The sequence below is a fragment of the Phyllobacterium calauticae genome (genome assembly GCF_019991125.1).
In the GTDB taxonomy this organism is placed as follows: Bacteria; Pseudomonadota; Alphaproteobacteria; order Rhizobiales; family Rhizobiaceae; genus Phyllobacterium; species Phyllobacterium calauticae.
The window spans coordinates 12058-31896 of sequence record NZ_JAGENB010000013.1; the positions used below are offsets into that span (position 1 = coordinate 12058).

General features: G+C 59.9%; 20 protein-coding genes. 14 read left to right on the forward strand and 6 right to left on the reverse strand.

The genetic code is table 11. The annotated features are described in order from the left end of the window. Positions 1-192 precede the first annotated feature (192 nt). Positions 193-942 carry an SDR family NAD(P)-dependent oxidoreductase gene (locus J1W56_RS24715; RefSeq protein ID WP_223615942.1) on the forward strand — a complete coding sequence of 250 codons (750 nt, stop codon included), beginning with the start codon at positions 193-195 and terminating at the stop codon, positions 940-942. On the opposite strand, the gene J1W56_RS24720 is transcribed toward J1W56_RS24715, so the two are convergent. Then, positions 939-1838, reverse strand: coding sequence for a branched-chain amino acid ABC transporter permease (locus J1W56_RS24720; protein WP_223615943.1), 900 nt, complete (start codon positions 1836-1838; stop codon positions 939-941). The genes J1W56_RS24715 and J1W56_RS24720 overlap by 4 nt on opposite strands. 65 nt (positions 1839-1903) lie before the next feature. Between J1W56_RS24720 and J1W56_RS24725 the strand changes: the two genes are divergently transcribed. From J1W56_RS24725 to J1W56_RS24760, 8 genes are all read left to right on the forward strand, one after another. Then, a complete protein-coding gene (locus J1W56_RS24725; protein WP_223615944.1) occupies positions 1904-2512 on the forward strand; it encodes a CGNR zinc finger domain-containing protein in 609 nt (202 codons plus the stop codon). Beyond that, on the forward strand, positions 2505-3017 hold the full coding sequence (locus J1W56_RS24730) for a hypothetical protein (RefSeq protein WP_223615945.1): 513 nt from the start codon (positions 2505-2507) through the stop codon (positions 3015-3017). Before J1W56_RS24725 ends, J1W56_RS24730 begins: the two co-directional genes overlap by 8 nt. Positions 3018-3247: 230 nt before the next feature. Next, entirely contained in the window at positions 3248-5554 is a 2307-nt protein-coding gene (locus tag J1W56_RS24735) for a putative bifunctional diguanylate cyclase/phosphodiesterase (RefSeq protein ID WP_223615946.1), read from the forward strand. 118 nt (positions 5555-5672) lie between these two features. Beyond that, complete coding sequence (locus J1W56_RS24740; protein ID WP_091878304.1) at positions 5673-5819, forward strand: DUF3096 domain-containing protein; 147 nt, start codon at positions 5673-5675, stop codon at positions 5817-5819. 147 nt (positions 5820-5966) lie between these two features. Beyond that, on the forward strand, positions 5967-6188 hold the full coding sequence (locus J1W56_RS24745) for an aa3-type cytochrome c oxidase subunit IV (RefSeq protein ID WP_223615947.1): 222 nt from the start codon (positions 5967-5969) through the stop codon (positions 6186-6188). 162 nt (positions 6189-6350) lie between these two features. Next, positions 6351-7619 (forward strand): Re/Si-specific NAD(P)(+) transhydrogenase subunit alpha, encoded by a 1269-nt coding sequence (locus J1W56_RS24750; protein WP_223615948.1) that lies wholly within the window; start codon positions 6351-6353, stop codon positions 7617-7619. Further along, entirely contained in the window at positions 7619-8029 is a 411-nt protein-coding gene (locus J1W56_RS24755; protein WP_223615949.1) for an NAD(P) transhydrogenase subunit alpha, read from the forward strand. Before J1W56_RS24750 ends, J1W56_RS24755 begins: the two co-directional genes overlap by 1 nt. Positions 8030-8039: 10 nt before the next feature. Then, complete coding sequence (locus J1W56_RS24760) at positions 8040-9440, forward strand: NAD(P)(+) transhydrogenase (Re/Si-specific) subunit beta (RefSeq protein ID WP_223615950.1); 1401 nt, start codon at positions 8040-8042, stop codon at positions 9438-9440. Between the two features lie 52 nt (positions 9441-9492). Here J1W56_RS24760 and J1W56_RS24765 read toward each other — a convergent pair whose 3' ends face one another. The 3 genes from J1W56_RS24765 to rpsU all read right to left on the reverse strand — a co-directional run bounded on the left by J1W56_RS24765 (position 9493) and on the right by rpsU (position 11312). Then, positions 9493-10092: an NAD(P)H-dependent oxidoreductase gene (locus J1W56_RS24765; RefSeq protein WP_223615951.1), complete on the reverse strand. Its 600-nt coding sequence runs from the start codon at positions 10090-10092 to the stop codon at positions 9493-9495. A 9-nt stretch (positions 10093-10101) separates the two neighbouring features. After that, a complete protein-coding gene (locus J1W56_RS24770) occupies positions 10102-10947 on the reverse strand; it encodes a tetratricopeptide repeat protein (protein ID WP_223615979.1) in 846 nt (281 codons plus the stop codon). A 113-nt stretch (positions 10948-11060) separates the two neighbouring features. Beyond that, entirely contained in the window at positions 11061-11312 is a 252-nt protein-coding gene (gene rpsU / locus J1W56_RS24775; RefSeq protein WP_099997993.1) for a 30S ribosomal protein S21, read from the reverse strand. Between the two features lie 410 nt (positions 11313-11722). Between rpsU and J1W56_RS24780 the strand changes: the two genes are divergently transcribed. The 5 genes from J1W56_RS24780 to J1W56_RS24800 all read left to right on the forward strand — a co-directional run bounded on the left by J1W56_RS24780 (position 11723) and on the right by J1W56_RS24800 (position 18286). Beyond that, entirely contained in the window at positions 11723-12976 is a 1254-nt protein-coding gene (locus tag J1W56_RS24780; RefSeq protein WP_223615952.1) for a sarcosine oxidase subunit beta, read from the forward strand. 26 nt (positions 12977-13002) lie between these two features. Then, positions 13003-13362 (forward strand): sarcosine oxidase subunit delta, encoded by a 360-nt coding sequence (locus tag J1W56_RS24785; RefSeq protein ID WP_223615953.1) that lies wholly within the window; start codon positions 13003-13005, stop codon positions 13360-13362. 3 nt (positions 13363-13365) lie between these two features. Then, positions 13366-16371, forward strand: a complete 3006-nt coding sequence (locus J1W56_RS24790; protein ID WP_223615954.1) for a sarcosine oxidase subunit alpha — start codon at positions 13366-13368, stop codon at positions 16369-16371. Continuing rightward, complete coding sequence (locus J1W56_RS24795) at positions 16364-16921, forward strand: sarcosine oxidase subunit gamma (protein WP_223615955.1); 558 nt, start codon at positions 16364-16366, stop codon at positions 16919-16921. The genes J1W56_RS24790 and J1W56_RS24795 overlap by 8 nt, the downstream gene beginning before the upstream one ends. Before the next feature lie 180 nt (positions 16922-17101). Beyond that, entirely contained in the window at positions 17102-18286 is a 1185-nt protein-coding gene (locus J1W56_RS24800; RefSeq protein ID WP_223615956.1) for an alpha/beta hydrolase, read from the forward strand. On the opposite strand, the gene J1W56_RS24805 is transcribed toward J1W56_RS24800, so the two are convergent. Both J1W56_RS24805 and J1W56_RS24810 read right to left on the reverse strand, forming a co-directional pair. After that, on the reverse strand, positions 18287-18769 hold the full coding sequence (locus J1W56_RS24805) for a MaoC family dehydratase (protein WP_223615957.1): 483 nt from the start codon (positions 18767-18769) through the stop codon (positions 18287-18289). A gap of 71 nt (positions 18770-18840) precedes the next feature. Then, positions 18841-19761, reverse strand: coding sequence for a LysR family transcriptional regulator (locus J1W56_RS24810; protein WP_223615958.1), 921 nt, complete (start codon positions 19759-19761; stop codon positions 18841-18843). Between the last annotated feature and the right edge of the window lie 78 nt (positions 19762-19839).

Genomic DNA, 19839 nt, shown 5'->3' on the forward strand with positions numbered 1-19839 from the left:
GGCGGCAATGCCTTCGTTTCGGCTGTCCCTCCCGATATTCCATCTGAACTGTTACCAGCCTCATACCGGTGCAGCAACCCGGGATGTTGCAGCCCGGCCTTTGTTTTCATGACGGCGGCGGTTCGGTGGTTGTCATCGCTGCATGGGCAGTCTAACAGTGGATAAAACAATCCGGGGTTGGTATTTATTGTAATGACAAGTGCCTCTTCTCTTTCCGTTGCAGGAAAGACCATTGCGGTAACAGGCGGGTCCTCAGGTCTGGGGCTCAGGATGGTTCATGTGCTTGCCGCGCATGGCGCGAATGTTGTCTCCATTTCGCGCACACCCGCGCCGGACAATGAGCACAGCCCCAATATTCTCAATATTATTGCCGATGTGACGGTTGCCGACGATATCGAGCGCGCGTTCGACGAGGCCGAGCAGAAGCTTGGAACCGTCACGGTGGTTTTCAACAATGCCGGTGTCGCCACGATGGAACGGGCGCTCACCACGACGCGCGAACAGCTGCGGCATATTTTTGAAGTGAATGTCGAGGGCGCGTTTTTCATCGCGCAGGAAGCGGCCAAACGGATGATTGCCGCCGGGGTCGGCGGATCGATCATCAATTCCTCCAGCATCCTTGCCGATGCGCCGGTCAAGGGGTCGGCGGGCTATGCCATGTCGAAGGCGGCGATCAGCCAGATGACCCGCTCCCTGGCGCTGGAATGGGCGTCGCATGCGATTCGGGTGAATGCCATTGCGCCGGGATGGTTTCCGACGCGCCTCAACGAATCCATCATGAGCGGCCCGGCGCACGGATTCCTCAAGGGTAAGAACCCGATGCGCCGCCTCGGCGAGCCCGAGGATATCGATGGCACCGTTCTGCTGCTCGCCTCCGATGCCAGCAGCTATATCACCGGCACTGTCATCACCATCGATGGCGGCCACAGCCTGCAGGGTTAAATTCGCTCCGCTTCATTGTTGTTGGTGCGCACCGCAAGAACAAAGACCAGCAGCGCGAAGATGGCGGCATCGCGCCACAGGACCGGAAAATATCCGCCCCACAGGGATTCGACGACACCGACCGCCGCCGCGCCCAATGCCGCGTGGAGCGGTCTCGACAGGCCTCCGGCGGCGGTGATGAACAGGATCTTCAGACCGAAGATCATTCCGGTATTGAAGCTGACATTGCCGTAGTACAGCGCTGCGAGAAAGCCGGCGAGGGCGCAGACCGCACAGGCGGCAAGGATTGCCCGCGTCCGCACGCGGCGCGGATCAATCCCGCACATGGATGACGCAAACGGCTCGTCGCTCACCGCACGCCATATCCGCCCTGCGGATGTGCGTTGCATGATCACTTCACCGAAGGCGATGACGATCAGGGCCACGCCGATGTTGACGAGTTGAATCTGTGTCAGGCTGATATCGACGGCCGCGCCCAGCACGTGCACCGGCTCGGCCAGCATGGGCGGAAGCCAGTAATCCCTTGTATCGGCGGCAAGGCGCGACAGTTCCATCAGGAAAATGCTGAGGCCGAGCGTCGCCACCAGAATCGTGTTCCTGTTCCCTGCCTCGAGCGGGGTGTAGATCAGTCTGGCGATGGCATAGCCGCCGAGCCCGACATACACCGCGGCAACGGCCAGCCCGAACCCGAGCGCCAGCGGCAAGGTCATCCACAGGACCGTCCAGCCGAACGCCGTGGCCAGGATGAATGTCTGGCCTGAAAAGGCAAACAGGACGCCGAGCGACAAATCCGTTCGATGGGTCAGCCCGTGGATCAGGACATAGCCATAGGCCAGCAGCGCATAAAGCGCGGCGTTGTGGATGCCATTGATCAGCAATTGAAGGAAATAGGTCATCGGTCACCCGCAGATTCTCCTATATACTAACTTGCAAAATCGATTTTACCAGTTAGAATTTCACCATGACCTTTGACTGGAATGCGCATCGATTCAGTGGCGGCGTGCTGGCTCTCGACCTGGCCAATACGGTGGTTTTTCGTGATGCGCCCGACCGCGCGCTGGACCGGTTTTCAGACCGTTCGGAACTGCGGGGATTTGCCGAAGCGGCGGCGCAATTCCGGCAGGCGGAGTGGGGCGATGCCCGCTTCCACCCGCCGGTGCAGCCAGCGCAGATCAACCGGCTTATCGATGTGCGTGAAGCCATCAATGCGCTCTTTCGCACGGCCGTGCGGGGTGGAGGGCTCCCGCCTGCGAACATGGCGGCATTTCTGCAGCTTGGATCGGCGCTGGTCTGCGATGAACCGGGCAGGCAGGATCTGGCGTTGCCGGGCGCAGGCAAGGGCGAACGCGATCTGTCGCTCGGCACCGCTGCTTTCCTGTCCGCCATGCGCCTTCTGGAGCCGGCGCGGCTGGAGCGGATCAAGATCTGCCCGAACTGCCATTGGCTTTATCTGGATGAAAGCCGCAACCGTAGCCGCCGCTGGTGTGACATGACCGTATGCGGAAACCGGGCCAAGGCGCAAAGACACTATCGCCGCAATCGCGAACCATCGGAATCCGGCCATGGGTAAGAGCATGAATCACTGGCGCCGGCTTGTCCTGTTGCCCGTGCTGGCGGGCGCATTGGCCTTGGGAGCCTGCCGCGATTCGGGCGAGGGGGATTACCTCGCCGTTGCCGGAAAGCTGTTTGTCTTCAACTACCGGATTGCCCAGGCAACCTATCATCTGACGCTGACAAAGGTCCGCAAGGTGCCGGATGATGCCATGCTTGAGACCACCTTTGAAAACCCGGCCGGAGGAGAGCCTTTCATTGTCCGGCAGAATGTCTGGCCCGCAGCCGAAAAGATTTCGGTCGACAGTCCGCCGGTCAAGTGCGTGAAGGCCGATCGCGGCTACAAGGTGACGATCCGCCTTAGGGATGTGGGAGGCAAGCTGCTGCAGACAATCGACCGGACGATGATATCGGACACGGATGAATCGGTGCTGCCCAACAGGCCGCTGGTCATCGGTCCGTTCTACGATCCCAACCCGGACAAGGACAAGCCCGACAGCGATGCTGTTGCCTGTCCGGCGTGATCCTTGGTGCCAGGGGGCATCCATACACGGGATGGCGGTTTCATGACGCCCACGCAGTCGCTTTAGGAATTGGTAATTGTGTTTCCCATTTGATAAATATCAGTTTGACATGGGGGGCAAATAAATATTCTAAATGCATGCCTCATACATAATCTGAGTATCGTTGGCGTTTGTTCGAAAGTATTCGTTAACGTATCCAATTATGGGTACAGTTATTCACGGACATTTTGATGAAAATTGAACGCAACGAGAGTATTTTTCTCGAAATTTTGTTCCTTCGCACGCTTTATGCGAACAAGAAGGCTGTCTGGTGGACCTCGGTCATCCAGATTCTTGCGACATTGGTTATTTATGTCAAAACCGATCATCCCATTTATGCGGCCTTTGCCCTCGCATTCTTCTTGATTGTCCTTGGGCGTACTGCAAACGCCGGCGCATTCGAACGAAAAGATCTTTCGTCCGCCACCATGGCGGACCTGCGGACATGGGAGTGGCGCTATCTCCTCGGGGCCATCAGCACGTGCATCCTTCTCGGCCTGCTTTGTCTGGTCAGTATCTATGTTCTCGCGGACCCCTCGGCTGCCATCACCAGTGTCGCAATCGTTGTCGCGTCGATGGTGGCGCTGGTGACGCGCAACTACGTTTCGCCGACGGTCGTCATCGGCATGTCCATTGGCATTCTGGCGCCGCTGTTCCTGACATTCGTGCTTCTGGGCGGCATTTACAACTGGCTGCTGGCGCTGCTGATCCTTCCCTATTTCTGGAGCAATATCCGGATCGCATCCAAGCTGCGGCAATCGCTCTGGGATGCACTGCTGGGCAAACAGCAATTGAGCGTCGTTGTCAGCCACTTCGACGCCGCGCTGAACGGCATGCCGCAAGGGTTGCTGATGTTCGACCGCAACCAGACAATCACCGTCGCCAATATGAAGGCGGCGAAAATGATGGGCTTTGACGAGCCGGAGCAGGTTCACGGCCATTCCCTGCAGAGCCTGCTGCGGCTTGCCCGGGTCAAAGCCTATTTTCCCGAGGAGACGCAGGCTTCGTTGTCCGGCAAGATGCAGGACCTGCTCAGCGGGCGCAAGGAGCGCGACATGTTCATGTCTCCCGCCAAGCGCCATTATGAATTCACGGCAACGCCGGACCCGCAGCACGGCACGGTACTCATTTTCCAGGATGTGACCCGGCGGGCGGAAGCGGAGGCGCAGATCAGCCGCATGGCGCGCTATGACAGCCTGACGGGCCTGCCCAATCGCAGCCAGTTCGCCGAGATTGCCAGGACCTATACCGATGGCATCGAGCCGGGCACGCAGATCGCGCTGATGGTTGTCGATGTCGACGGTCTGAAGCGGACCAATGACACGTTCGGCCATCGCATTGGCGATGAATTGCTGCGCGCCTTTGCCGACCGGCTTGCCTCGATCGACGTGACGCATCCGGTCATTTCGCGCTTCGGCAGCGATGAATTCGTGCTGCTGTTTTCCGCCAGCACGCGCGATGACGTGCTGCAGAGTGTGGAGCGCATCATGGCGGCCATATCGGGGCAGTACACGATCTCCGGTCATGAAATCCTGACCGGCGCGCATGCCGGTGTGGTGATCGTCTGCGCGGCGGAGTTTGATCTTGCGGTCATGCACATGAATGCCGATCTGGCGCTCGATGTCGCCAAGAAGGACAGCCAGAAACAGTGGATGGTTTTCGTCGAGACGATGGACCATTCCTTTCGCAGCAAACAACGGCTCAAGTCGGATTTGCGCAAGGCCATTGCCGAGGGCACCCTGTCGGTCGCCTATCAGCCCATCATCAATGTCCGTACCCTGCGCATGGTCGGGTGCGAAGCGCTTTCGCGCTGGAACCACCCGGAATACGGGCCGATTTCCCCGGCGGAGTTCATTCCCATGGCGGAAGAGATGGGGCTGATCTCGGATTTGACCCAAAACGTTGTGGAGCAGGCGATCAAGGATTGCAGCCTTTGGGGGTCGCGGATTGCGGTCTCCATCAATCTGTCGTCGCACGACCTGCAGAACATGGACATGGCCGACATCATCCGTTCTGCTCTGCATCGCCACAATGTGGAGCCGGAACTGATTGAAGTCGAGGTGACGGAAGGCGCGATCATTACGGACCGCGAGGCGACGGGAGGCGTTCTCCAGAGCCTCAAGGCCATGGGGCTGCAGGTTGCCATCGACGACTTCGGCACCGGCTATTCCAGCCTGAGCTATCTGAAGGATCTGCCGGTCACCAAGGTGAAGATCGACCGCTCCTTCATCACCGATATCACCGAGGAAGGCCGTTCCCTGAAGCTTCTGCGCGGCATCGTCCAGATGACGCATGAGCTGGGCCTGTCCGTGACAATCGAGGGTCTGGAGACGCGGGAACAGTTTGCCTTGATCAACCGCTGGATCGGCGCCGAATATGTGCAGGGGTTTCTCTATGGCGCGGCCACCACGGCGGAGAATATCGCCAAGAACTTCGATATCGAGATGGTGCAGTTGCCGGTGAAGCCGCGAAACAGCGAGATCGCTGCGGCCAACTGACCGGCGGCAGCGGCAACTGCCGCGCCATGTTCTGCGTGCTTGTGCTTGACCTGCTCCCGATCTTGTCGAAAACTCCCGCCGCTGACAAAGCCAGACTCAACAGGAAAGTATCGCTGTCATGATTGCACAAATTGCCATTGCGCCGCTCGTCGCGCTGATCGCCGGGATCATCATCCTGATCGCGCCGCGCCTGCTCAATTACGTGGTTGCGCTCTATCTCATCATCATCGGTGTGACCGGACTTTTCCCGCATCTGCTCAGCTGAGTGCAGCGGGAAGAAAGGCCCGACCGGTAAAATCAGCGCACTTGCCATTTTTATCGATTGAGAGGCTTTTCAGCGACCATCTGCGCATTGCACTGCTGCAGGCTTTTCGCTATTGCCAATAGGACTAAGACTTTATGAGGTTTGAAGATGGCTGAACATCACGACACAGCGCCCGCAGAACTGGGTGCACCCATGGACTACAACGAGCATGAAAAGACGTATGATCTGTTCATTGCTCTTTCAAAATGGGGTGCGGTTGTCTGCATCGCTTTGGTAGCTGCGATGGCGTTCGGCTTTTTCGCTGGCGGGTTCTTCTCCGCAACTATTCTGTTTATTCTTATTTGCGTTGCTGCCTGGTTCGTTCTGTAAACACGCTCCATCAGCGTTGTTCATGAGCCGGGCGGATAATCCTGTTGACATCCGCTTGCATGAGCGGGCCCATCACCAGGATTGCCAATCGTCATAGCGGGGCAGGCGCGCTGGTCTTCGGGCCACTGCCTGTATAGTGGCAACATGCTTGGGGGTGAGGGCTTGGCTCAGACACTGTTCATACCGAAAGAGACCGACGTAAATGAACCGCGGGTTGGCGGTTCGGCGGAAACGGTCAAGAAACTGATCGGTCTTGGTTTTTCAGTCATTGTGGAAGGCGGCGCGGGTGTCCTGTCCCGCATTCCGGACCGCGAATTCGAAGCGGCGGGCGCGACCATCGGCAAAACCGCCGACATCCGCAATGCAGATGTCGTTCTGAAAGTCCGGCGTCCATCCACGGCTGAGCTCAAATCCTATAAAAAGGGCGCTGTTGTCATCGCCATGCTCGACCCTTACGGCAACGATGCTGCCGTCAAGGAACTGGCCGATGCGGGTGTCACCGCCTTCACCATGGAATTCATGCCGCGCATCACGCGGGCGCAGGTCATGGACGTGCTGTCGAGCCAGGCCAACCTTGCCGGCTATCAGGCGGTGGTCGATGCTGCCGGGGAATATGACCGGGCCCTGCCGATGATGATGACGGCGGCCGGTACCGTTCCTGCGGCCAAGATCTTCATCATGGGCGTCGGCGTTGCCGGTCTGCAGGCGATTGCCACGGCGCGCCGCATGGGCGCCGTCGTCACCGCGACGGACGTGCGCCCCGCCGTGAAGGAACAGGTCGCTTCGCTCGGTGCGAAATTCCTCGCCGTCGAGGACGACGAGTTCAAGGCGGCTGAAACCGCCGGCGGCTACGCCAAGGAAATGTCGAAGGAATATCAGGCAAAGCAGGCGGCGCTGGTTGCCGACCATATTGCCAAGCAGGATATCATCATCACCACAGCGCTCATTCCCGGACGGCCCGCACCGCGGCTCGTCACCCGGGAAATGTATGCGCGCATGCGTCCTGGCTCGGTCATCGTCGATCTCGCTGTCGAGCGCGGCGGCAATGTCGAAGGGGCTGTGGCGGGCAAGACCGTCGATGTCGACGGTGTGAAGATCGTCGGTCATCTCAATGTCGCCGGCCGTATCGCAGCGACCGCCTCCCAGCTCTACGCCAAGAACCTCTTGGCTTTCGTCGAGACGCTGGTCGACAAGGATGCCAAGGCCATCAAGATCAATTTCGATGACGAGCTGGTCAAGGCAACCGTGCTGACCCATGAGGGCAAGGTGGTTCATCCGAACTTTGCCGCAGCGGCGACAACGGCTGCCGCACCTGCGGCGAAACCCGCAGCCAAAAAGGCTGCGGCCAAGGCAGCGCCGAAAAAAGCAGCCGCACCCAAGAAAACCGCGCCCAAAACGGCGGCCCCCAAAACGACTGAAGGAGAGGCGTGATGGCTGATACCGCACTCGAAAAAGCGCTTGATAGTCTCAATCAGGCGGCCGAAACGGTTCGCCAGGTGGCTGAAAACATGCCGGAAGCAGCCGGTGCTGCGGCCCATGCGGTGACCGGCGGTGCCGTCGATCCTTTCGTCTTCCGCCTCGCGATCTTCGTGCTGGCGATCTTTGTCGGCTATTACGTGGTCTGGTCGGTAACACCGGCCCTGCACACGCCGCTCATGGCCGTCACCAACGCCATCTCGTCGGTTATCGTCGTCGGTGCGCTGCTTGCGGTTGGCCTGTCGGCCAGCGGTTTTGCGACCGGCTTCGGCTTCATCGCCCTGGTGCTTGCCAGCGTCAATATCTTTGGCGGCTTCCTTGTGACCCATCGCATGCTCGCCATGTACAAGAAAAAAGAAAAGTGAGACCTGGGCAATGAGCGTAAATCTCGCAGCTTTTCTTTATCTTGTCTCCGGCGTCCTGTTCATTCTGGCGCTGCGCGGCCTGTCGCATCCCACCACAAGCCGTCAGGGTAATTTCTACGGCATGATCGGCATGGGCATATCGATCCTCACCACACTCACCCTTGCCGAGCCGAGCTTCAGAGGTCTTGGCCTCATCGTCATCGGTCTTGCCATCGGCGGTGGCGTCGGTGCCTATACGGCCAAGCGCATCGCCATGACGGCCATGCCGCAGCTGGTTGCCGCCTTCCACTCGCTGGTCGGTCTGGCCGCCGTCATGGTGGCTGCAGCGGCCATCTACTCGCCCAACTCCTTCGGGATCGGCGAAGTCGGCTCGATTCACGGGCAGGCGCTGGTGGAAATGTCGCTGGGTGTCGCCATCGGCGCGATCACCTTTACCGGCTCCATCATCGCCTTCCTCAAGCTCGACGGCCGCATGTCCGGCAAACCGATCATGCTGCCGGGCCGCCATGTGCTCAATGCGGGCCTGGCGATTGCCATCGTCGTGCTGGTCGTGGCGCTGGTGATGAGCGAAAGCCATTTCGTCTTCTGGCTGATCGTCCTGCTCTCGCTGGTTCTGGGTGTGCTGATCATCGTGCCGATCGGCGGCGCCGACATGCCCGTCGTGGTTTCGATGCTCAACTCCTATTCGGGTTGGGCTGCGGCCGGTATCGGCTTCACTCTCGGCAACCTGGCGCTGATCATCACCGGCGCGCTGGTGGGCTCTTCCGGTGCCATCCTGTCCTATATCATGTGCAAGGGCATGAACCGCTCGTTCATCTCGGTCATTCTTGGCGGCTTCGGCGGCGAGACCGGTGGTGCTGCGGCCGGTGAAGTCGAACAGCGCCCGGTCAAGCAGGGCTCGGCCGACGATGCCGCCTTCATCATGAAGAACGCCTCCAAGGTCATCATCGTGCCGGGTTACGGTATGGCGGTGGCGCAGGCCCAGCACGCCCTGCGTGAAATGGCCGACAAGCTGAAGGCTGAGGGCGTTGAGGTCAAATATGCCATCCATCCGGTCGCGGGCCGTATGCCCGGTCATATGAACGTGCTTCTGGCCGAAGCCAATGTTCCCTATGACGAAGTGTTCGAGCTGGAAGACATCAACTCCGAGTTTGCGCAGGCCGACGTGGCTTTCGTCATCGGTGCCAATGACGTCACCAACCCGGCAGCGAAGACCGACCCGAAATCGCCGATCTTCGGCATGCCGATCCTCGATGTGGACAAGGCTGGCACGGTTCTGTTCATCAAGCGCGGCATGGGCTCCGGCTATGCCGGCGTCGAGAACGAGCTGTTCTTCCGCGACAACACGATGATGTTGTTTGCCGACGCCAAGAAGATGGTCGAAAACATCGTCAAGGCGCTGGATCACTGATCCGGTTGCCTCAGACATATCAACTGAAAGCCCGCCGCATCGGCGGGCTTTTTCATTTCAAGGTCTGTTGGATTGTCCGCTGAATCTTTTGCTCAAATGCCGCCAGCCGGGCAGGGTCGAGTTTCTCGCAGTTGTAGAGCGACAGCATGGAGAAGCGCGCCTTGGGTGCGCAGGTGCCGATGATGGCCGTGCCGAGGATACGGCGCACCGGACGGAACATGATCAGCCGGTCGATCCACCAGGGCGATCCGAGCGTGGTGATGGCGATGCACGCGGTCATGGCGTTGAGACGGGGGATCATCCGGCCGAAGTCCGGCGCATGATCGTAGGCAGTGCCTGGCACGAAGACCCGGTCGATCCAGCCCTTCAGGATGGCAGGCAGTCCGAACCACCAGGTGGGAAAAACCAGGATGAGCACATCCGCGTTCTGCAAGGCCGCGGCATCGTCCGTGACTTCGGAGGCATCGTATTGCGTGGTATAGTAGCTTTGCCTTTCCTCGGGCGAAAGCCTGGGATCAAAACCACGCTGATAAAGATCGAACAGCTGCAGTTCATGCGGTGACGCGGCAATCTGTTCCGCCACCAATGCGGTCAGGTGCCCGCACAGGCTGTCTTTCAGGGGGTGAGCGGAAACAACGACGAACCGCTTCATGGGATGGGATCAGGAGCGCGTGCGCGCCAGGCCATCAAGGGCAGGCTTGTACTTGGGATCGAGCTGGGCTGCCTTGGAGTAGGATTTCGCGGCGCGGGCCTTGTCGCCGCGATGCTCATAGATCAGCGCCTGATTGGCCCAACCCTCGGCAATCGTGCCGTCCAGCTTGATCGCATTGTTGAAATCGTCAAAGGCGTTGTCGTCATCGCCCATGGCCACATAGGAAATGCCGCGGCCGTTATAGGGCTCGGCGGCATCGGGCTGCAGCGAGATCGCCGTGGAGAAATCTTCGATCGCCTGCTTGTGCTGGCCGCGCGCCTGATAGATCAGGCCGCGATTGTGATAGGCGCGGGGATCGGTGGTGTTGAGCTGGATGGCCTGCTGGAAATCGCTGAAGGCGCGGTCGAGCTGTCCCGACAGCCGGTAGAGATTGCCGCGGCCGATATAGGCGGCGTCATATTGCGGATTGATCTGGATGGACTTGCTGTAGTCCGCTGCCGCCTGGGCCGTGTTGCCCATGTTGCGGTAGACCAGCGCGCGGTTCGCATAGGCCTGGTAGAAATTCGGGTTCAACTGCAACGCCGTGTTGAAATCCTTGATCGCATCGCTGTTGCGGCCGGCCCGGCCGAAAGCGGAGCCGCGCACATTGTAGGCTTCGGGATCGCGCGGATTGCTGCGGATGACGCTGTCGAGCGAACTGATGTTCTCGGAAGACCCTTGCGCCTTGTCGATCCCGGTCATGTCGCTGGTCGAGGTCTGGCACCCGGCAACAGCCAGGGTGAGAACCGAAGCGATCACCAGTCCGGTGGTGCGCAACGCCTTGAATACCGATTGCGGGTCGCGATACGAAACCATTTCAAGTGAATGTGTCATACTCTTGGTATCCCGTTCAATCGAAAACGCAAAAAGGGCGGTGTGACGCAAGCCACTCCACCCCGTTATTGTGTCAAGGCGTTAATAAATGCTGATCAACGAGCCGCAGAAGCGCGGACCGGTGCCTTGCGTGCTGGCATTGGCAGAAGACCTTCGCGCTGTGCCTGCTTGCGGGCAAGCTTGCGGGCGCGGCTGATGGCTTCTGCCTTCTGGCGGGCGCGCTTGATCGAGGGCTTCTCGTAATGATCATGCATCTTCATTTCGCGGAACATGCCTTCGCGCTGCATCTTCTTCTTGAGAACGCGGAGAGCCTGATCAACATTGTTTTCGCGTACGAGTACCTGCACGTTTTATCCTGTATCTCTTAGAATTTCGTTGAGCTTGAATCCGAACCCATATCCTTGGTCAGTGGGTCAGCAATCCAAACTTCGCGACGGTCATCCATCGCAAACTGACGAGGCCATTATCAGAATGGCAATGGAATGTCCATGGTGAAGCTGTTTAAAATGGCGGATATTCTTCCCCGCCGCCGGTTCACGCACCCGTGCAATTTTAGAATAACCGGCACGGAACGCCAATCTCCGTCGCAAAATGGCAAAAGACCTTTGAGCGGATGCGTTACTGATGCATAAAAGTGCGATCCTGCGCTTGAAAATCGATGTCGATTTCAGGACAGGATACTGCTCTCGCAAATCGTGGAACAAAACGCTCTGCCAAGGTCATCGGTACGGCCGAAAGCTCTGCAAAGGATTGAATGATGCGGAAATATTCAGTGTTTGCTTTGGCCCGCGAGGCATTGCGTGCCCACAAGGGGTGGGAGCAGCAATGGACGTCGCCCGAACCCAAGTCGGAATATGACGTCATCATTGTTGGCGCTGGCGGACATGGTCTTGCCACCGCCTACTATCTGGCGAAGGAACATGGCATCACCAATGTCGCAGTTCTGGAAAAGGGCTGGCTGGGCGGCGGCAACACCGGCCGCAACACCACGATCATCCGGTCCAACTATCTCTATGACGAATCGGCCGGCATTTACGAACATGCGGTGAAATTGTGGGAGGGCCTGAGCCAGGATCTCAACTACAACGTCATGTACTCGGCGCGCGGCGTGATGATGCTGGCGCACAATATCCACGACGTCCAGGTGTTCAAGCGCCATATCCATGCCAACCGGCTGAACGGCATCGACAATGAATGGCTGACGCCGGAACAGGTCAAGGAATTCTGCCCGCCGATCAACCTCTCCGCCGATGCGCGCTATCCCATCATCGGCGCGGCCCTGCAGCGGCGCGGCGGCACGGCCCGTCACGATGCCGTCGCCTGGGGCTATGCCCGCGCGGCTGCCGATCGCGGCGTGCATATCATCCAGAACTGCGAAGTGACCGGCATTCGCCGCGCGGCCAATGGCGCGGTTGTCGGTGTCGATACCAATCGCGGCCCGATCAATGCCAAGAAGGTCGGTGTGGTGGCCGCCGGTCATACCTCGGTGATCATGAACATGGCCGGCGTGCGCATGCCGCTGGAAAGCTATCCGCTGCAGGCGCTGGTGTCCGAGCCGGTCAAGCCGCTGATCCCCTGCGTGATCATGTCGAACACCGTGCACGCCTATATCTCGCAGTCCGACAAGGGCGAAATGGTCATTGGTGCCGGAACGGACCAGTATACGTCCTATTCCCAGACCGGCGGCCTGCACATCATCAATCACACGTTGGATGCGATCTGCGAAATGTTCCCGGTGCTGACACGGCTGAAAATGCTGCGGTCCTGGGGCGGCATCGTCGACGTGACGCCGGACCGTTCGCCGATCCTCGCCAAGACGCCTGTCCCCGGTCTCTACGTCAATTGCGGCTGGGGAACCGGCGGGTTCAAGGCAACGCCCGGTTCCGGCAATGTGTTCGCCCACACGATCGCCCGGGATGAGCCGCACCGGATCAATGCGCCGTTCACGCTCGAGCGCTTCACCACCGGGCGCCTGATCGACGAAGCCGCTGCCGCCGCCGTGGCGCACTGACAGATTCAAGAAACGAGACGACGACAATGCTTCTCATCAAATGCCCCTATTGCGAAGAAGAGCGCCCGGAGCTGGAATTCCGCAACGCGGGTGAAGCGCATCTCGTGCGCTCCCCGGCCATATCGGAACAATCGGACGAAGACTTTGCCGCCTTCCTGTATTTCCGCCAGAACCCCAAGGGGCTGCAGTTCGAGCGCTGGCGGCATATCCATGGCTGCGGACGTTTCTTCAATGCCGTGCGCGATTCCGTCTCCGACAAGTTCCTGACCGTCTACAAGGCGGGCGAGCCGCGCCCGGATGTCGAAACGCTTCTCAATCCGGAAACCGTTTCCGATGCTGAACCTGCAAAGAAACGCGCCCCCCGCGCCAAGAAAGGGGAGCTGTAAGCCATGAGCATTCAATCCCACTCCGGAAGCAACCGCATTGCTGGCGTTGGCCGCCTGGTCCCGGCGAAGACCGTCCGCTTCACCTTTGACGGACAGAGCCTGACGGGCCTTGAAGGCGACACGCTGGCCTCGGCGCTGCTGGCCAACGGCATTCATCTGGTCGGCCGTTCGTTCAAATATCACCGTCCGCGCGGCATCCTCTCCGCAGGCAGCGAAGAGCCGAATGCGCTTGTTGATGTCGAGCGGGACAAATCCCGCAAGCAGCCGAACGTGCGGGCGACCGTGCAGGAGATCTATGACGGGCTGCAGGTCAAGTCGCAGAACCGCTGGCCGTCGCTGACCTTCGACATCGGTGCGATCAATGACGTATTCTCGCCCATGCTGCCCGCAGGCTTCTACTACAAGACGTTCATGTGGCCGAAGTTCGCATGGAAAACCATCTACGAGCCAAAGATCCGCGCTGCGGCCGGTCTTGGCGTTGTTCCCGGTGAAGCCGATACGGACCGCTATTCCAACCGTTTCGCCCATTGTGATGTGCTGGTGGTCGGCGGCGGTGCTGCCGGTCTGGCCGCAGCACTCAGTGCTGCGCAGACGGGTGCCAAGGTCATCATCTGCGATGAGCAGGCGGAAGCAGGCGGTGCCCTGCGCTACGAGACCGACGTGACCATCGACGGCAAGCCGGGCTATGACTGGGCGACGGAAACGCTGGCATCCCTGCGCGCTCTCGAGAATGTCACGGTTCTCACCCGCACCACGGCGTTCGGTTACTACGCCCAGAATTTTGTCGGCCTTGTCGAGCGGATCAGCGATCATCTGAGCAATCCGGGTTCCGACATGCCGAGGGAACGCCTGTGGCAGGTGCGCGCCAGGAAGGTCATCCTGGCAACCGGCGCCATCGAACGGCACATGGTTTTCGCCAACAATGACCGTCCCGGCATTTTGCTGGCTTCGGCAGCGCGCGCCTATCTCAATCAGTATGGTGTCGCGGTCGGCCGCAAGGTCGGCGTCTACACCGCCAATGATTCCGCCTATGCGGCGGCCATTGACCTGAAGCGTGCCGGTGTCGATGTCCCCGTCATTGTCGATACGCGCGACAATCCGTCTTCGCCGGTGATCGAGGAAGCCCGTTCACTCGGCATCGATGTCGTGACCGGGCATGCGGTGTTCAGCGCCGGCGGCAAGCGCCGTGTCTCCTCCATCAGCATCCGCCCGAACAAGGGCGGCAATGAGCGCAAGGTCGTTGTCGACGCGCTGATCATGTCCGCCGGCTGGACGCCCTCCGTGCATCTGTTTTCGCAGTCGCGCGGCAAGGTGGCATGGGACGCCGCCAATGAGCGGTTCCTGCCCGGCACCTATGCGCAGGATTGCGTCTCGGTCGGTGCCTGCAATGGTAGCGATGGATTGCAGCAGGCGCTGGACGAAGCCGTTGCCGCAGGCGGCAAGCTCGCCGGCGAGACCGGGTTCAAGGGCAAGACCGCAGCGCTCAAGGCAACGGGCGGAACCGACTGGGTTCTCGGCATGATCGGCTCGGCGCCGGGTGCCGGTGCCGATACGACGGTCAAGGCTTTCGTCGATTTCCAGAACGACGTGACCGCCAAGGACGTGCGCCTTGCGGTGCGCGAAGGCATGCATTCCATCGAGCATGTCAAGCGTTTCACCACCAACGGCATGGCCACCGATCAGGGAAAGACATCCAACCTGCACGGGCTGGCCATTGCCGCTGAAGCGCTCAACCGGCCGATCCCGGCCGTGGGCCTGACAACCTTCCGTGCGCCGTTCACGCCGGTGACCTTCGGCGCAATCGTCAACCATGCCCGCCATGACCTGTTCGATCCCACCCGCCGCACGCCGATGCATGCGTGGCATGCGGCACAGGGCGCGGCCTTCGAGGATGTCGGGCAGTGGAAGCGCGCCTGGTATTATCCGCAGGCAGGCGAAGACATGCACGCGGCGGTGAACCGCGAATGCGTCGCCGTGCGCAACCAGGCCGGTATCTTCGACGCTTCGACACTCGGCAAGATCGAAGTGGTCGGCCCCGATGCCGCAAAGTTCCTTGAGCTGCTCTACACCAATCCATGGGAAAAGCTGGGTGTCGGCCGCCTGCGCTATGGCATCATGCTGCGCGAAGACGGTTTCATCTATGATGACGGCGTCGTTGGCCGATTGGCCGAGGATCGCTTCCACGTGACGACGACGACCGGCGGTGCGCCGCGCGTCATGAACCACATGGAAGACTATCTGCAGACGGAATTCCCGCACCTCAACGTCTGGTTGACCTCGACGACCGAGCAATGGGCCGTCATTGCGGTGCAGGGGCCGAAAGCCCGCGAGATCATCGCGCCGCTGGTGGAAGGCATCGACCTTTCCAATGAGGCAATGCCGCACATGAGCGTGCGCGAAGGCAGGATATGCGGTGTGCCGACACGGCTGTTCCGCATGTCCTTCACCGGTGAAGCGGGCTATGAAATCAACGTGCCTGCCGATTATGGCCGGGCCGTATGGGAAGCCGTCTACGAGCGCGGCAAGCCGCTGGGCCTGACGCCCTACGGCACCGAGGCCATGCACGTGCTGCGCGCCGAGAAGGGCTATATCATCGTCGGCCAGGACACGGACGGCACGGTGACGCCGCAGGATGCGGGCCTGACCTGGGCCATCGGCAAGAACAAGACGGACTATGTCGGCATTCGCGGCCTGTTGCGCCGCGATCTGGTGGCGGATGGCCGCAAGCAGCTGGTTGGCCTGAAGACCAAAGATGCCCATGTGGTGCTGGAGGAGGGCGCGCAGATCGTCGCCAACCCGAACCAGCCCGTGCCGATGACGATGATCGGCCATGTGACGTCCTCCTACTGGTCGCAGAATTGCGGCCGGTCGATTGCCATGGCCCTGGTGATCGATGGAACAAAGCGGCTCGGCGAAACGCTCTATGTGCCGATGCCCGATGGTGTGATCGAAGTGGAAGTGACCGGAACGGTGTTCTTCGACAAAAAGGGAGAACGGTTGAATGGCTGACCTTGCTCAAGCAGCGCAGCGTGCGCATCCATTGCAGACCGGCCATGCCGGGGTCGGGTCCGTATCGGTTGCCCTTGCTGATAACGCCACCCGCGTTTCGCTGCGGGCGCGGCCCGATGCGGTGGCGGCGCTGTCCAAGGCGCTTGGCCTGTCCCTGCCGCTGAAGCCGAAGACCACGACCAGTCAGGGCAACCGTGCGGCCCTGTGGATCGGTCCGGATGAATGGCTTCTTCTCGACGTGGACGGCAGTTCGCTGGTGGCCGATCTTGCCAAGGTCAAGGTGCTGCATTCCGCCGTCGATGTCTCCCATCGCAATGTCGGGATCGTTGTTTCCGGCAAGGGTGCCGACGCTGTTGTCAATGGCGGTTGCCCGCAGGACCTGTCGCTCGGCGCCTTTCCGGTCGGCGCGGCCTCGCGCACGGTGCTCGGCAAGATCGAGATCGTGCTGTGGCGGACGGCCGAGGACACGTTCCGGGTTGAATGCTGGCGCTCCTTCTCCGGCTATGCCTACAGCTTTCTGCAGGAATCCGCGCGGGATGTTGCAGTCTGACGGTTGGACCGGAAGCAACGATGATCTTTTTGCCGAATGCGCGGGTATTTGACAGCCCCGCGTAATAATAGTGTGCAGATTGATCGCCGGTGAAGTTATCGATCACAATTGCGCCGTGCTTTGCCATAATGAGAATGCCGATGGCTGCCGATTCGCGCGGTCGCGTCGCGAGAGTGGTTTATGGCTGTCAAAAAGCGCCTTGTTATCAATTTTACAGGCTATGAAGGCCTGCATCCCGATGCCGTGCGCGGGCGCTATCTCAATGCCTCGGCCGATTTCAACACGCTCTGGCACACGAAAACCAAAGCGGGGCCCATGCAGCCGGAGGGGCCGAACATCGCCTCGATGCAGCTTGATACAACCGGGGCGAACTGGACGGTCGAAACCGAGTTCTGCCAGTACGGCACGGCTGATATCTTCGATGCCTATTCCGCGCGCAATGTCGTAACGCGCTTTGCCACCGGCCTGATGGCGTTTCTCGATATTCTCATCACCGGCACCTTCTGGCGGTATCTGCGCACAAGCTGGCGGTTCTGCATCTTTTTCATGTGGCCGTTTGCGCTGACCTGTTTCATTTCGCTGGTCGCGCTGCTGATCGGGCTTGGACCATTGTTTGGCGGTTTCAGCGCCTACCACATGTTTTGGACCATTCCCCTTGCGCTCGCCATCGCGCGCCTCCTGATCCGCTGGCCGGGGGAAAAGGTGTTCCTTTCCTACCTCTTGGATGACTGGGCGGCGGCGTCAGACCGGATCTACCGCCGCAGTCCGGCTTTGCTGGAACGGCGCAAGGCTTTTGCCGACCACCTGACCGAGAAGCTGCGGGAGAGCGGCGCGGATGAGGTGGTCATCATCGGGCACAGCCTTGGCACGGTGCCGGCTGTCGAGGCCATTGCCGATGTCTGGCGCAGTGCGCCGCAGCTCATCAGGCAGCAGCCGGTTTCGCTGGTGGCGACCGGCTCGTGCCTGTTGATGATCGCCTTTCATCCGCGTGCAACGGATTTGCGGGAAGACGTGCGGGTTGTCCTGCAGGATACGCCGGTTCTGTGGGCGGAGTATCAGACCATTGCGGATATCGTGCATTTCTACCGGTCGAACCCGGCGGCGGCGCTGGGGATAATCCCGCGCACCGAACCGCTGATCCGGCGTATCCGGTTCAAGCACATTCACAGCGCCAAGCGCTATGCGCGTGCCAAGAAGAATTTTTTCAAGATGCACCTTCTGTTCCTGAAGGGCGCGCAGATCCGCAATGCCTACGATATGGGCATGTTCGTGCAGGGGCCGTTTGCCTTCCAGGATCTGGCCGTGCGCGACAGTGCGCCGCCGCTGGACGATGCCGGGCGGCTTGTCGAGGCGGTCCGCGCCTAATCAGTCCATTTCCGGCGGATGCTCGAGCACGGCAATCGTCAGCCAGTTGGCGACGAGTGCCGGTTTGATCGAGCCTTCGATTTCCAGGGTGACTTCGTAGTTGTTGAGCACGCGGCCGGACGGGCGGATATCCGCATCCACCAGCTTGAAGCGGGCACGCACCTGCTTGCCGGATTTGACCGGCGCCATGAAGCGTACCTTGTCGAAACCGTAATTGATGCCCATCGTCGCGCCTTCGATCATCGGCAATGCCTCATAGGCGAGCGTCGACAGCAGCGAGATGGTCAGGAAGCCATGGGCGATGGTGCCCCCGAACGGCGTTTCCTTGGCCGCGCGCTCCGGATCGGTATGGATGAACTGGTGATCATCGGTCGCATCGGCAAACTTGTCGATCATGTCCTGGCTGACCACGCGCCATTCCGAACAGCCGATTTCTGTGCCGACACCGGCCTTCAACTGCTTGAGCGTGATAGCGTTCTTCATGGTTCCAAGGCTTTCCGAAAATTGGATCAGATCATCGATGGGGCTGTCGATAGACTTTTATGAGCCAAATGTCATCCCTTGCGCGCTGCCGTCTTGCTTGACGCCAGTTCAATATGGGCAAGCATGCCTCTGATCAGCGTATCGAAGATCAGCCGAAAACGGTGTGAAGACCGCAGGTTTTCGTGCATGGCGATCCAGGTGGGAAGTACGATCGAAAACGCGTCGGGCAGCAGGCACACGAGGTCGGGATTTGCCTGGCCGAGACTGTCCTGGCATATGCCGATGCCAATTCCTGACCGGATAGCGGCGAGTTGGGCCAGATTGTTGTCCGTGCGATAGCTGAACTTAAGCTCATGCGACATCGGAAAACGTTTCTCGATGCTGCGTATGAAGGCGGTCTGCCTGTCGAAGCCGATGAGCCTGTGATTTTTCAATTCCGCCAGCGTGCGGGGCGCGCCGTATCTGGCAAGATAGGCACGGTGCGCGTAGAGCCCGAGCGAAATGCCCCCGACATTGCGCACAAGCAGCGCCTCCTGCGTGGGCTCTGCCATTCTGACAGCAATATCAACCTCGCGGTTCAAGAGATTTTCGACCGTATCGGAGGCGGATAATTCGATGTGCAAGGCGGGATATGTCTCGAGCAGCGGCGCGAGTATCTGTGGGAGAACTTCGGTGCCGATAACCTCGCTCGCGCCAATGCGCACCGTGCCTTCCACCGCATCACGCTGTGCTGTTGCCAGACGGACAAGTGCTGCGGCATTGGCAGCCATGGCGGCAGCGTAGGGTTGCAATTCCAGCGCGGCATCGGTTGCAAGCAGGCCGTTCGGCGAGCGGGTGAAGAGCTGGGCGCCAATAAGGTCCTCCAGCGTATCGATATGCCGTCCCACGGTCGGCTGTGTCAAACCGAGCTCACGCGCCGCTGCCGACAGTGAGCCGTGCCGGATGACATGAAGAAAAGTCCAGTAAAGATCCCAGTTCGGCATCTGTTGCATTATTTATGTATAGCCAGTCAAGGAATTTTGTCAATTTTGTTTATCTCATTGCTGGTGCACTGTTGCCGAGACAACGGA